This window comes from Streptomyces sp. NPDC005706 (assembly GCF_040631045.1).
Taxonomy (GTDB): Bacteria; Actinomycetota; Actinomycetes; order Streptomycetales; family Streptomycetaceae; genus Streptomyces.
In genome coordinates this window covers 1-13422 of record NZ_JBEXYS010000004.1, presented here as the reverse complement: position 1 = coordinate 13422, position 13422 = coordinate 1, and the positions used below count along the sequence as shown (strand labels likewise).

The 13422-nt window shown below is 71.7% G+C and carries 9 protein-coding genes; 3 read left to right on the top strand and 6 right to left on the bottom strand.

Annotation, left to right across the window (positions count from 1 at the left end):
* Window positions 1–19: 19 nt before the first annotated feature.
* The 3 genes from glpK to ABZ478_RS09095 all read right to left on the bottom strand — a co-directional run bounded on the left by glpK (window position 20) and on the right by ABZ478_RS09095 (window position 4385).
* Window positions 20–1540, bottom strand: a complete 1521-nt coding sequence (gene glpK, locus ABZ478_RS09105; protein WP_358937385.1) for a glycerol kinase GlpK — start codon at window positions 1538–1540, stop codon at window positions 20–22.
* Between the two features lie 81 nt (window positions 1541–1621).
* Window positions 1622–2371 (bottom strand): MIP/aquaporin family protein, encoded by a 750-nt coding sequence (locus ABZ478_RS09100; RefSeq protein WP_359546781.1) that lies wholly within the window; start codon window positions 2369–2371, stop codon window positions 1622–1624.
* 364 nt (window positions 2372–2735) lie between these two features.
* Window positions 2736–4385, bottom strand: a complete 1650-nt coding sequence (locus tag ABZ478_RS09095) for a GGDEF domain-containing protein (RefSeq protein ID WP_359546780.1) — start codon at window positions 4383–4385, stop codon at window positions 2736–2738.
* 201 nt (window positions 4386–4586) lie between these two features.
* Between ABZ478_RS09095 and ABZ478_RS09090 the strand changes: the two genes are divergently transcribed.
* Window positions 4587–5123, top strand: coding sequence for an NUDIX domain-containing protein (locus tag ABZ478_RS09090; protein ID WP_359546778.1), 537 nt, complete (start codon window positions 4587–4589; stop codon window positions 5121–5123).
* Window positions 5124–5132: 9 nt separating this feature from the next.
* On the opposite strand, the gene ABZ478_RS09085 is transcribed toward ABZ478_RS09090, so the two are convergent.
* Window positions 5133–7493 carry a glycoside hydrolase family 31 protein gene (locus ABZ478_RS09085; RefSeq protein WP_359546776.1) on the bottom strand — a complete coding sequence of 787 codons (2361 nt, stop codon included), beginning with the start codon at window positions 7491–7493 and terminating at the stop codon, window positions 5133–5135.
* A 214-nt stretch (window positions 7494–7707) separates the two neighbouring features.
* Between ABZ478_RS09085 and ABZ478_RS09080 the strand changes: the two genes are divergently transcribed.
* A complete protein-coding gene (locus ABZ478_RS09080; RefSeq protein WP_359546774.1) occupies window positions 7708–9675 on the top strand; it encodes an acetoacetate--CoA ligase in 1968 nt (655 codons plus the stop codon).
* Window positions 9676–9830: 155 nt separating this feature from the next.
* Complete coding sequence (locus ABZ478_RS09075; protein WP_359546772.1) at window positions 9831–10724, top strand: hypothetical protein; 894 nt, start codon at window positions 9831–9833, stop codon at window positions 10722–10724.
* Window positions 10725–10794: 70 nt separating this feature from the next.
* Here ABZ478_RS09075 and ptsP read toward each other — a convergent pair whose 3' ends face one another.
* Both ptsP and ABZ478_RS09065 read right to left on the bottom strand, forming a co-directional pair.
* Complete coding sequence (gene ptsP, locus ABZ478_RS09070; protein ID WP_359546770.1) at window positions 10795–12465, bottom strand: phosphoenolpyruvate--protein phosphotransferase; 1671 nt, start codon at window positions 12463–12465, stop codon at window positions 10795–10797.
* Window positions 12466–12541: 76 nt separating this feature from the next.
* Window positions 12542–12991, bottom strand: a complete 450-nt coding sequence (locus ABZ478_RS09065) for a PTS glucose transporter subunit IIA (RefSeq protein WP_359546768.1) — start codon at window positions 12989–12991, stop codon at window positions 12542–12544.
* Window positions 12992–13422: the final 431 nt, after the last annotated feature.

The following is a 13422-nucleotide window of genomic DNA, read 5'->3' as shown; positions in this document are numbered from 1 at the left end:
GTGCCGGATACCCTCGCCCCTACACGTCGTCCTCCTCGAGCCAGCCGAAGCTCTTCTCCACCGCCCTGCGCCAGTTGCGGTACTCACGGTCGCGTACCGGTGCCTCCATCGCGGGAGTCCACTCGGCGTCCCGTTGCCAGTGCGACTTCAGCTCGTCGAGGTCGTTCCACACGCCCGTCGCCAGACCGGCAGCGTAGGCGGCTCCCAGGCAGGTGGTCTCGGACACCCGCGGCCGGATCACCGGAACGCCGAGCACATCGGCCTGGTGCTGCATGAGCAGGTTGTTCTTCGTCATGCCGCCGTCGACCTTCAGGGTCGTGATCCGTACCCCGGAGTCCTGGTACATGGCGTCCACGACCTCCCGCGTCTGCCAGCTCGTCGCCTCCAGCACCGCGCGCGCGAGGTGCGCCTTGGTGACGTACCGGGTCAGGCCGGTGACGACGCCGCGCGCGTCGGAGCGCCAGTAGGGCGCGAACAGTCCGGAGAACGCGGGCACGATGTAGGCGCCGCCGTTGTCCGCCACGCTCGCCGCCAGGGTCTCGATCTCGTCGGCGTCGCGGATGATGCCGAGCTGGTCGCGGAACCACTGGACCAGCGCGCCCGTTATCGCTATGGACCCCTCCAGGCAGTACACCGGCGCCTCCCCGCCGATCTTGTAGCCCATCGTCGTCAGCAGGCCGCTCTTGGACGCCACCGGCCGGTCACCGGTGTTGAGGAGCAGGAAGCTGCCGGTGCCGTAGGTGTTCTTCGCGGTGCCGACGTCGTAGCAGGCCTGCCCGAACACGGCCGCCTGCTGGTCGCCGAGCGCCGAGGCCACGGGGACTCCGGCGAGCGGTCCGACGGCGGTGCCGTACACCTCGGCGGACGACCTGATCTCCGGCAGGACCGCCTCGGGCACGTTCATCGCGGAGAGGATGGCCGGGTCCCACTGGAGCGTGTTCAGGTTCATCAGCATGGTGCGGCCGGCGTTCGTGACGTCGGTGACGTGCCGGCCGCCGTCCGGGCCGCCGGTGAGGTTCCAGATCAGCCATGAGTCGATGGTGCCGAAGGCGATCTCACCGCGCTCGGCGCGCTCCCTGAGGCCGGGCACGTTGTCCAGCAGCCAGGCCGCCTTCGGGCCGGAGAAGTAGCTGGCCAGCGGGAGCCCAGTCGGCTCCCGGAAGCGGTCCTGCCCGTCGGTGCCGCCCAGTTCACGGCAGAGGGCGGCGGTACGGGTGTCCTGCCAGACGATCGCGTTGTGCACGGGCTTGCCCGTGGCGCGGTCCCACAGGACCGTGGTCTCCCGCTGGTTGGTGATGCCGAGCGCGCTGAGCCGGTCGGCGCGCAGCCCGGCCTTGGCCAGCGCCCCGGCCACCACGGCCTGCACCTTGGACCAGATCTCGGTGGCGTCGTGCTCCACCCAGCCCGGTTTGGGGAAGATCTGGCGGTGCTCGCGCTGGTCCACGGCGACGATCGCGCCACCGTGGTCGAAGATGATGCAGCGGCTGGACGTGGTGCCCTGGTCGATGGCGGCGACGTACTTCTCGGCGGTGTCCGTCATGGCTGTCCCTGGGTCGCTGGGTCGGGTCGCTGGATCGGGCTTCGTGGCCGGGTCCGCGCGGTAGGCGCTCGGGTCGCCCGGTCAGAAGGCGATGTTGTAGACGAGGCCCGCGAGCGCGCCGCCGATCAGCGGGCCGACGACCGGGATCCAGGAGTAACCCCAGTCGGACGTGCCCTTGTTCGGGATCGGCAGGAACGTGTGCACGATGCGCGGGCCGAGGTCGCGGGCCGGGTTGATGGCGTAGCCGGTGGGGCCGCCGAGGGACAGCCCGATACCGACGACGAGCAGTGAGACGATCAGCACCGTCGTGCCGGACTCGCCGAGTCCCTTGGTGAGCCCGAAGGCGAGGACGGGCAGCACGAGCGACATCGTCGCGATGATCTCGGTGACGAGGTTGGCGACCGGATTCCTGATCTCCGGGATGGTCGAGAAGATGCCCAGTGTCGGCACCGGTTCGTCGGCGGTTCCCTCCGTCGTGCCCTCCTTGCGGACATTGGCCTGGAACTGCGCTAGATACACCAGGTAGGCGAGGACGGCACCGAGCATCGCGCCGACGATCTGGCCCAGCAGATAGACCCAGACCTTGTCCCACTCGCCGGTGTCCACGGCGATGCCGATGGTGACCGCGGGATTGAGGTGCCCGCCCGACAGGGGCGCGGCGGTGTAGGCGCCCGCGAGCACGCCGAATCCCCAGCCGAACGCGATGACCACCCAACCGGCGGCGCGGGCCTTGGAGTATCTGAGGGTGACGGCGGCGCAGACACCCGCACCGAACAGGATCAGGATCGCGGTACCGATGACTTCGCCGACGAATATGTCTCCGTTGCTCATGGCGGCTCCCTTGACGCCGGCCTGGGGCGAACAGCCCCGGCCTTCCGTGCAGGAACGGTTCCTTTGGCGACTTCAGCCGAAGGCAGGGAGGGCCCCGCGCCCCGCCCGGCGTCCGTGACGAGCGTGCCGTCGCAGCCGTATCGCCCTCAGAGGCAGGCCGGTGGGCAGGGAAAAGACCCGTGGCGCAGTGCCTGAATACGCCATGAATGTATGGCGATGTCGGCTGACACCGGGAAGTGTTCACCGGCACCGGGAGGCCGTCAAGGTCGCCGACGGCAACGATGACAGCGGTTGCCCGGGCGGGGACTCCCACCGCGCCCTTCCCGCAGGTGGGGGCTCGAACCGCCGTGTACGGCCGGGTAATTCACCCGAGCGGCTCGGCCGACGCGCAGCCCGCCCGGGCCGATGCCGCCCCACGGCCGCGCCGGATCTCCTGTCCGGGCAGTCCCGCCCGCGCGAGCACCCAACTCGTACCGGGGAGGGCCTTCGCGGCCTTCTTCAGCGGGGCGAGATGCGCGGCGGCCTGCCGGTGGTCGAACACGCTCCCGGGCGAGCACACCACGGTCGAGAGGGACAGCGTGACCAGGCGGCCGCCCGCCGACCAGAGAGCGTCGAGCACGGCGGTGGCCAGTGGCTCGAGCGCCTCCTCCTCGGACAGCACCAGGAAGTCGTCCCCGCCGATGTGGCCCACGCGCGCGTGCCCCGCCGCGGCCTCCTGCAGTGCCCGGCCCACCGAGCGGATCAGCTCGTCGCCCGCCGCGAAACCGGCACCGTCGTTGACCTGCTTGAAGTGGTCGATGTCCAGCCAGCTGAGCGCGAACGCCCGTCCCTCGGCGATACGCCGGTCCACCTCACCCGTGATCGCGTCCGAACCGGGCAGCCGGGTCAGCGGGTTCAGGCCCGCCGCCTCCTCCACCCGCGTCTCGGCCAGCGCCCGAACGAGGTCCGCGAGCCGTACCACGCCCACGCACCGGCCCCGGTGGTCGACGACGGCCACATCGTCCGAGGTGCGGTCGCTGCCGCCGATCGCCACGACGTCCAGCACCTCCCAGGCGGTGGCGTCCACACCGACCGCGCGCGGCGCGTCGCTCAGCTTGTGCGCGGGCCGGTCCGCGTACAGGGCGTGCCCGTACCGGCCGGACATCGACAGCAGGAAGCGCGACCGGTGCACCGAACGGACGGGTACCCCGGCCTGGTCCACGAGCAGCACCCCGGAAACCTCCGGTGAACCGGTCAGCAGTGCCCGGACCTGCCCTGCCGAAGCGGTCACCGGCAGAACGGCGGCGGGACGCACGAACTCCCGTACCGGCGGGCCCGGCCGGGGCTGGGTGAGGGCCGTGGGGGAGTGGGGCGGAACGTACACGTCCGCCACCGGAATGCGGGCCGGCGGTGCGAACAGCTCGCCCTGGGCGAGCTGTGCACCGGCCGACAGCGCGGCCGCGCACTGCAGTTCGGTCTCCACGCCCTCGACCGCCACCAGGGCGCCCAGTTGCTCGCACAGTGTCCGCATCGCCCGCACGGCGGCCGGCCGGGCCAGCAGCGAGGCGTCCAGCTTGACCAGGTCGGGGGAGAGGTCGGTGAGCAGCCGCAGAGGCACGTCCCCGTCTCCGATACCGTCCGCGCTGATCCGGAACCCCTGCTCACGCAGCGCGCCCACCGCTTCCAGCAGCGCCCGCTGCGGCACATGGGTGCAGGGTGGCACGATGTCGAGAGTCACCTCCCAGGGCATCCGCCCCACCGCGCGGACGGCGTCGTGCAGGCGGGCGAGACCGCCGAGGTCGGCCAGGGTCGCGGCGAACACGTTGAGGTGCAGCGGCAGCAGCGTCTCCTTGCGGGACGCCGCGCGGAGCGCCAGCACGGCCAGCCTGCCGTCGAGTTCGGGGTCCCGGCGGGCCTCGGCCAGGACGTCGCCGGTCTCCGGGCGGGCGAGTACCTCCAGTGCGGTGACCGCGCCTGTCCTCAGATTGACCACCGGCTGGAAGGCGAAGCGGAGAGTATCCGTCCAGGAGTGCACGGGAGCATGATGGCGCCGCCGGAATCCGCCCAGGCCCAGTTCATGAGACGTTCACGCAGCATTCCCGGGTGATCACGGAGCGTGGAGGGGCGCCCGGTGGGAGCACACCCGAACGTGCCGGCCGGGCTCCCTCGCCCCACGTCGGCACCCTGTTCGTCAGTGCCGGAAGAAGTCCTTCCTCTGATCGGATACAGTCCGCGCGTGTCCGAAAATCAGCATTCAACCGCCAACTCCGCGCCTGGATCCCACTGTTCCAGCTGCGGAGCGCCCTACGGAGAGGGCATGACGGGCTGGCCGCGCACCTGCCCCTCCTGCGGCACCGTCGCCTACCGCAACCCGCTCCCGGTCGCCGTCGCGCTCCAGCCCGTCTACGACACCAGCGGCACGGCCCTGGTCGTCATCACCCGGACCGTCGCCCCGGCGCGCGGAGGCACGGCTCTGCCCGGTGGCTACATCGACGACCGGGAGGACTGGAAACAGGCCGTCGTGCGCGAGCTCAAGGAGGAGACGGGCATCGACGCCGCCGCCCGTGACGTCCGCCTCGTGGACGCCATGAGCTCACCCGACGGGCACCTGCTGCTGTTCGGACTCCTGCCCGAACGTCCCGCCGAAGGACTCCCGCCGTCCGGCGCCACGAACGAGACCGAGGGCTGGCACCTGCTGCGCCGACCCGAGGAACTCGCCTTCCCGCTGCACACCCTCGCCGTACGGGGCTGGTTCGAGGGCCGCTACATCTGAGCCGCCCGCTCAGCCCAGTCCCCGTACCCGCACCGGGTGGGGCGGCTCCGCCGCGCCGTCCTCCCGCTCCCACGTCACCACCACCCGCCGACCCTGCCGGCGGGCCGCATACCGCTCGATCTCCGGTTCGTCCCAGCCGTCGCCCGCGTCCTGGACGACCAGCCCGCCCCCGGCCCGCCCCCGGGCGGGCGCCCACACCTCCAGTTCCAGTCCGCCGTCCTCGCCCCGGACGGGAACGACCGCTCCCGCGCGCGCGAGCACCGGGATCCGCGACAGCGGCGCGTCCAGAAAGACCCGCCCCGGCCCCTCGTACGCCTCCTCCGTCACCGTGTCGTACCAGCGGCCCCGCGGCAGCAGCACCGCACGCCGCCCGGTACCGGGATCGAGAACCGGCGCCACCAGCAACTGGTCCCCGAGCAGGAACGCGTCCTCACAGCCGCGCAGCGCGCGGTCCTCGGGCGCCCCCCACCACAGCGGCCGCACATAGGGCGCGCCGGTGCGCCGCGCCAGGTGCGCCAGCGTCACGAAGTACGGCAGCAGACGCCGGCGTTCGAGCAGTGCCACGCGCGCGTGCGCCAGCACCTCGGCACCGAACTCCCACGGCTCCCTGCGCCCCGCGCGCAGACCGGCGTGCGTCCGGAACAGTGGCAGGTACGCGCCGAGCTGGAACCAGCGCAGATACAGCTCAGGCGACGGACTGCCGTCGAAGCCGCCCACGTCCGGCCCCGAGTAGGGCACCCCGCACAGACCCAGCCCCAGCACCAGCGACAGCGAGGCCCGCAGCCCCGGCCAGCCCGTCGCCACGTCCCCGGACCAGGTACCGCCGTAGCGCTGCATGCCGGCCCAGCCCGACCGGGAGAACAGGAACGGGCGCTCCTTGGGCGACAGCTCGCGCAGCCCCTCGTAGGCCGCCCTGGCCATGCAGAGGGCGTACACGTTGTGCGCCTCGCGATGGTCGCCACCGCGTCCCTCGACGGCGTGCCGCGCCGAACGCGGCAGCGTCGTCTCGCCGAAGGCGCTGAACGACGTCGGCTCGTTCATGTCGTGCCAGAACCCCGCGAAGCCCTGCCCCAGCCGCTCCTCGTACAGCCCGCCCCACCACTTGCGCACCCCCGCGTGCGTGAAGTCAGGGAAGACCGACTCGCCGGCCCACACCTCGCCCCGGACCGTCCGCCCCGCACCGTCCCGCACGAACGCGTCCAGGGCCGAACCGCTGTCGTACACGGCATCGCCCGGCACGGCCTTCACCGCGGGGTCGACGATCGACACCAGCCTGACACCGTCCCGGCGCAGCTCCTCCGCGAGCACCGGCAGCTTCGGGAAGCGCTCCTGGTCGACGGTGAACACCTGGTGGCCGTCGTAGTGGTCGATGTCCAGGTGCACGGCGTCCAGCGGCAGATCGCGCTCCTGGTATCCCGCGACGATCCGGCGCACCTCCTGCTCACCGCCGAAGCCCCACCGCGCGTGCTGGTGGCCGAGCGCCCACGCGGGCGGCAGCGCGGGCGCCCCGGTCAGCGACGCCCAGGTGAGCAGCACGCGCGCGGGCGTGCCCACCATCACCCAGCAGCGCAGCGGCCCCCCGTCCATGCGCAGCTCACAGCGACCCGGCCGGTCGTGTCCGGACCCGGCACCCTCCTCGCCCTCCCGCAGGCTCACCGTGCCGTCCCACGAGGTGTCGTGGAACATCAGATGGGTCGCGGCGTCCGCGACCACCAACTGCACCGGCATGGTCACGTACAGCGGATCGTCCCCCGGGCCGAACGCACGGCCCGGATCGGTGTTCCACAGCCGGTAGGTGCCGTCGCGCAGCCGCGGGCCGCCCGCGCGCCCGCCCAGACCGAAGAACCGGGCGTCCGCCGCCACCTCGGACCGCTGCATCCACCGCGCCGCGCCCCCTCCGGCCGGCTCCCACCACCGCGGCGGCATCTCCCGCCGCAGCACCACTCCACCCGGCGTGCACACCTGCAGCGCCCCGTGCCGTGAGACGACGACCGTCACCCGCTCGGCCACCACCCGCCAGCCGCCGTCCTTGTCCGGCTCCAGCACGGCTCGCGGATCAGGATCCGGACACGCCCCGGCGAGCGCGTACGACGGCTCCGGCCCCGCCCCATCCCAGCCCCAGAACACGGCCCCGCTCACCGCCACGGTGATCCGCAGTTCGGACCGGCTGAACCGGATCAGACCGCCCCCAGGCCCCGGCTCCGCGTCCCGCACCCGCCCCGGGACCCGCGCCCGCTCGGCCCCTCGCGCGGGCAGGCCGGCGGCGTCGATCCGCCGTCTGCGCCACGCCGCCCGCACCGTACGCAACCCCTGAGCCGCCCGCCCCGAACCGCCAACACTCATCGAACGCACCAGGTCACGACCGTCCATGCTGCTCACCCTGCCACTGACGGCCCCACGCGCGCGTGTCGTTCAACTGCCGTTCACCCGTGCCCGGGCCACATCTTCACGACACGGACTATGTGGGGCCCACCCTGGTGCAGAAGTCGATCACATGGCATCGTCCCTGTCAGCCGCGTCACGCGCACACCCCAGCCCGTGCGCGGACCGACGCACACGACGCGCACAGCCCGGGAGCCGCCCCATGTCGACAGCGAACCCCCAGCCGCTCTGGCAGCCCGATCCCGAGCGGATCGCCCAGGCACGCATCACCGAGTTCCAGGCATGGGCCGCCGAACACCACGGCGCCCCGGCCGAAGGCGGCTATCCCGCACTGCACCAGTGGTCCGTGGAGCGGCTGGACACGTTCTGGAAAGCCGTCACCGACTGGTTCGACGTCAGATTCTCGACCCCCTGCACACGCGTGCTCGGCGACCGCTCGATGCCCGGCGCCGAGTGGTTCCCCGGAGCCACCCTCAACTACGCCGAGCACGCCCTGCGCGCCGCGGCCGCACGCCCCGACGAGCCGGCGCTCCTGTACGTCGACGAGACCCATGAACCGCTCCCGGTGACCTGGGCCGAGCTGCGCCGCCAGGTCGGCTCCCTCGCCGCCGAACTCCGCGCCCTCGGCGTCCGCCCCGGTGACCGGGTCAGCGGATACCTCCCGAACATCCCCGAGGCCGTGGTCGCCCTCCTGGCCACGGCCGCCGTGGGCGCCGTGTGGACCTCCTGCGCCCCCGACTTCGGCGCCCGCAGCGTCCTCGACCGCTTCCAGCAGGTCGAACCCGTCGTCCTGTTCACCGTCGACGGCTACCGCTACGGCGGCAAGGAGCACGACCGCCGCGAGACCGTCGCCGAACTGCGCCGGGAGCTGCCCACCCTGCGCGCCGTCGTCCACATCCCGCTCCTCGGCACCGAAGCACCCGAGGGCGCCCTGGAGTGGTCGGCACTGACGGCCGCCGACACCGAGCCGGTCTTCGAACAGGTGCCGTTCGGCCATCCGCTGTGGGTCCTGTACTCCTCCGGGACCACCGGCCTGCCCAAGGCCATCGTGCAGTCCCAGGGCGGCATCCTGGTGGAGCACCTCAAACAGCTCGGCCTGCACTGCGACCTCGGCCCCGAGGACCGCTTCTTCTGGTACACCTCGACCGGCTGGATGATGTGGAACTTCCTCGTCTCCGGCCTGCTCACGGGCACGACGATCGTCCTGTACGACGGCAGCCCCGGCTATCCGGACACCGGCGCCCAGTGGCGCGTCGCGGAGCGCACCGGAGCCACCCTCTACGGCACCTCCGCCGCCTACGTCATGGCCTGCCGCAAAGCGGGCGTGCACCCGTCCCGCGACTTCGACCTCTCCCGCGTCCAGTGCGTCGCCACCACCGGCTCGCCGCTGCCGCCGGACGGGTTCCGCTGGCTGCACGACGAAGTCCGCGACGACCTGTGGATCGCCTCCGTCAGCGGTGGCACGGACGTCTGCTCCTGCTTCGCCGGAGCCGTACCGACCCTGCCCGTGTACACCGGCGAACTCCAGGCGCCCGGCCTGGGCACCGACCTGCGGTCCTGGGACCCGAGCGGCAAACCCCTCGTCGACGAGGTGGGCGAGCTGGTCGTCACCAACCCCATGCCGTCCATGCCGATCCACTTCTGGAACGACCCCGACGGCAACCGCTACCACGACAGCTACTTCGACACGTACCCGGGCGTCTGGCGGCACGGCGACTGGATCACCCTCACCTCGCGCGGATCAGTGATCATCCACGGCCGCTCCGACTCCACCCTCAACCGGCAGGGCGTACGCATGGGCTCGGCCGACATCTACGAAGTGGTCGAACGGCTGCCCGAAATCAAGGAGTCCCTCGTCATCGGCATCGAGCAGCCCGACGGGGGCTACTGGATGCCGCTCTTCGTGCACCTGGCACCGGGCGCCGTCCTCGACGAGGCGCTCCTGAACCGCATCAAGCAGGCCATCCGCGAACAGCTCTCGCCGCGCCACGTCCCCGACGAGGTCATCGCCGTCCCCGGCATCCCGCACACCCTCACCGGCAAGCGCATCGAGGTCCCGGTCAAGCGCCTCCTCCAGGGCACCCCTCTGGAGAAGGCCGTCAACCCCGGCTCCATCGACGACCTCACGCTGCTGGACTTCTACGAGGAACTGGCCCGCAAGCGCGCCTGACCGCCTCCGCGAAAGGCCTCGGACCCGCCCGCCACGGCGCCGGAGTCCGGGGCCGGACGCGCGACCCCCCTGGCCGAACGCCTCCGCCACGGCCCGTTGTCAGTGCCCCCGGTTACTGTGAGTGAGCATTGATCGACCGCGCACTTGGGGGAAACATGGCGCTCACCGACCAGCAGACGATGCGACGCGTCCTGCGCCGCGAGATCGCCGGCACCATCGGCCTGCTCACCGACGAACACGACTTCAGCGCCATGCGGCGCTACCGCAGCTTCGTCTTCGACGACCACACCACCTACCTGCAACAGGTGGAGGCCCTGCTGAAAACCCGGGCGGCCCAGGGCGGACACACGACACTGGCCCTGTTCGATCCCGAGGACTACGCCGCGTTCTGCGCGGAAACCGGCCTCGACCCGGAAGCGTCCGCCAGCCGTGCCCGGTTCACCGCACAACTGGCGGCCACCGGCCCCACCGTCCCCTACGACGGCCGTCCCCTCACCACACTCCTGCCCGACCTCGTCGACGAAGCCGTACGCCAGGCCACCTGGGAGTACGCCACCGTCCTCCTGACCCGCCTCGGCCCCTGCGCCACCTGCGGCGAGGACATCGGCCGCGCCGCCTTCACCCGTGCGTCCGACCTCGTCGTCCGCATCCTCGACACCGCCCCGCCCGGCGACCGCCACCTCGTCTGCAGCGTCTCGGCGCCGGCGGAAACCCTCGTGGCCGTCCTCCACGCCGACCAGGGCACCACGGGCACCACCGAACTCGACGAGGCGGAAGCCCTCGAATTCACCAGCGTCCTCGCCCTCGGCCTCGCCACCAAGAGCCACGGCGGCCTGGTCATGCGTGTCAGCTCTCCCGGCACGGCCGACCGCGTGCACGGCTGGCGACTGCGCGGCGGCGACCTCGTACCCCTCAGCGCCGCCGAGGTCTTCGACGCCTACTGCACGGACGCCGAATCCGGCGACATCATCAGCCCCGAACCGGACGTCGACTACTGCGCACCGCCCGACCTCGGACAGGAGGACACGCCACCGGAGCACCGCCACTGAACGCGCCAGGGGCGCCCCACCCGACGGTGGGACGCCCCTGAACCGGCCATCCGGTGCGAGCCGGGACCGACTACTCCCCGGACAGCACCGCCTGCGCGGCGCCGCGTGCCTCAGCGGCGCTGTCCGCCGCCCGCGCGGCGGCGGCGGCCCGCTCACACTGGGCCAGCGTGTACTTCGCCAGCGTCGCCCGGACGTAGGGAAGCGACGCCGCGCCCATGGACAGGGAGGTGACACCCAGACCGGTCAGCACACAGGCCAGCAGCGGATCGGAGGCGGCCTCGCCGCACACCCCGCAGCTCTTGCCCTCGGCCTTGGCCGCCTCGGCGGACAGCGCCACCAGGTCGAGCAGCGCCGGCTGCCACGGGTCCTGGAGCCGGGAGACCGCACCGACCTGGCGATCCGCGGCAAAGGTGTACTGCGCGAGGTCATTGGTCCCCAGCGAGAGGAACTCGACCTCCTGAAGGATCGAACGCGCCCGCAGCGCGGCGGACGGGATCTCCACCATGGCGCCGAACTTCGCCCGCAGCCCCGCCTCGCGGCAGGCGTCCGCGAACGCCTTGGCATCCGCGCGGTCCGCCACCATGGGCGCCATGACCTCGAGGTAGACCGGCAGCCCTTCCGCCGCCCTGGCCAGCGCGGTGAGCTGGGTGCGCAGGACGTCGGGGTGGTCGAGCAGGGTCCGCAGACCACGCACGCCAAGCGCCGGGTTCGGCTCGTCCGCCGGGGTGAGGAACTCGAGCGGCTTGTCCGCGCCCGCGTCCAGCACCCGCACCACCACACGGCCCTCGGGGAACGCCTCCAGCACCTGCCGGTAGGCCTCCACCTGCTTGTCCTCGGACGGAGCGTTCTCGCTGTCGTCCAGGAACAGGAACTCCGTGCGGAACAGACCGACACCCTCGGCCCCGGCCTCCACGGCGGCCGGCACGTCCGCGGGCCCGCCGACGTTGGCCAGCAGCGGCATCTTGTGCCCGTCGGCCGTCGCACCCGGGCCGGTGGAAGCCGCCAGCGCGGCCTTGCGCTCGGCGGCCGCCGACTCCAGCTCCGCCCTCTTCCCGGCGCTCGGATTCACGAAGATGTCACCGGTGCTGCCGTCGACGGCGACCACCGTCCCCTCGGCCAGTTCTTTGGCGCCCGGGAGCGCCACGACGGCCGGAACACCCAGGGCGCGGGCGAGGATGGCGCTGTGACTGGTCGGCCCGCCCTCCTCGGTCACGAAACCGAGGACGAGAGTGGGGTCGAGCAGCGCCGTGTCCGCGGGCGCCAGATCGCGCGCCACCAGCACATAGGGCTTGTCACTGTCCGGAACACCCGGCATCGGCACACCCAGGAGCCGGGCGACGATCCGGTTCCGCACGTCGTCCAGGTCGGCCACGCGCCCGGCGAGGTACTCGCCGGCACCTGCCAGCAGCTCGCGGTACGCGGCGAACGCGTCGTAGACGGCACGCTCGGCCGTACTGCCGACGGCGATCCGTCGCTCGACGTCCGCCATCAGCTCGGGGTCCTGGGCCATCATGGCCTGCGCCTCGAGCACCGCCTGGGCCTCGCCGCCGGCCAGATTGCCGCGCGCCATCAGATCGGCCGCCACGGCGTCCACCGCCTGGCGGGCCCGTCCCTGCTCACGTCCCGCCTCGTCCGCGGGTATCTGCTTGGCAGGCGGCTCGAGCACCGCCGTCCCCATGTGCCGAACCTCGCCGATCGCCACACCGTGGCTCACGCCGACGCCTCGCAGCGTTGTCTCCATCTCACCGTCTCCGATAGTGCGGCGGGACCGCCGCCGCGGTGGTCGTCCTGTACGCCGCCGGACGGCGGCCGTGCCGTCAGTTCCAGGAGAAGAGGCTGTCGCCGGCCTTCACGTCACCACTGTCCCGCAGATCGGAGAGGGACTCGGCGGTGGCCTCGAGGGCTACGACGGGGCACACGGGGGACTTGCCGGCCGCCTCGACCGCGGCCGGGTCCCAGCGCACGATGCTCTGTCCACGCGTCACGGTGTCCCCCTTGCCGACGAGCAGTTCGAAGCCCTCGCCGTTGAGCTGAACGGTGTCGATGCCGAGGTGGGTCAGCACACCGTGCCCGGTTCCGTCGACCACGACGAAGGCGTGCGGGTGCAGGGAAACGATGACGCCGTCCACCGGCGCCACGGCCTCGGAGGGTTCACGCACGGGGTCGATCGCGGTACCCGGGCCGACCATGGCCCCGGAGAAGACCGGATCCGGCACTTCGGCCAGTCCGATGGCCCGACCGGCGAGAGGGGACGTCACGGTGGTCATGGGAAGCCTCCCAGAAGTGGAGCTGCAGGTGGGGCCGTCACTGCCTGTCCCGTAAACGGCGCGCTGAGCAGCAGCGTATGCCAAAGGAAGTGACGGTTCCGTATGGAACTTACCAGCTAGTGGTCTAGACCACCAACACCGTCGATTTGCATGGCCTTCGAGGCCCCGTGTACCCTCGTACTCCTGCTTGGGGCGGTGCGGCGCGTAAGTGTCGCGGCCCGGCAGCAACCAAACTGGTCAGATCCTCTCTCGGGATCCCTTCCGCATGTCCGCGGAGGGTGGTCAGAGAGTCGGAAAAACACTGATAGAGTTTGGAACACCGAAGGGAAGCGCCCAGAGGAAAGCCCGAGAGGGTGAGTACAAAGGAAGCGACCGTTCCTTGAGAACTCAACAGCGTGCCAAAAATCAACGCCAGATTAGTTGATACCCCG

What these genes read in the sequence shown, in the direction of transcription:
- ABZ478_RS09100 (WP_359546781.1), bottom strand. Translation starts at nt 2,371, where the DNA reads ATGAGCAACGGAGACATATTCGTCGGCGAAGTCATCGGTACCGCGATC.
- ABZ478_RS09080 (WP_359546774.1), top strand. Translation starts at nt 7,708, where the DNA reads ATGTCGACAGCGAACCCCCAGCCGCTCTGGCAGCCCGATCCCGAGCGG.
- ptsP (WP_359546770.1), bottom strand. Translation starts at nt 12,465, where the DNA reads ATGGAGACAACGCTGCGAGGCGTCGGCGTGAGCCACGGTGTGGCGATC.
- ABZ478_RS09075 (WP_359546772.1), top strand. Translation starts at nt 9,831, where the DNA reads ATGGCGCTCACCGACCAGCAGACGATGCGACGCGTCCTGCGCCGCGAG.
- glpK (WP_358937385.1), bottom strand. Translation starts at nt 1,540, where the DNA reads ATGACGGACACCGCCGAGAAGTACGTCGCCGCCATCGACCAGGGCACC.
- ABZ478_RS09085 (WP_359546776.1), bottom strand. Translation starts at nt 7,493, where the DNA reads ATGGACGGTCGTGACCTGGTGCGTTCGATGAGTGTTGGCGGTTCGGGG.
- ABZ478_RS09065 (WP_359546768.1), bottom strand. Translation starts at nt 12,991, where the DNA reads ATGACCACCGTGACGTCCCCTCTCGCCGGTCGGGCCATCGGACTGGCC.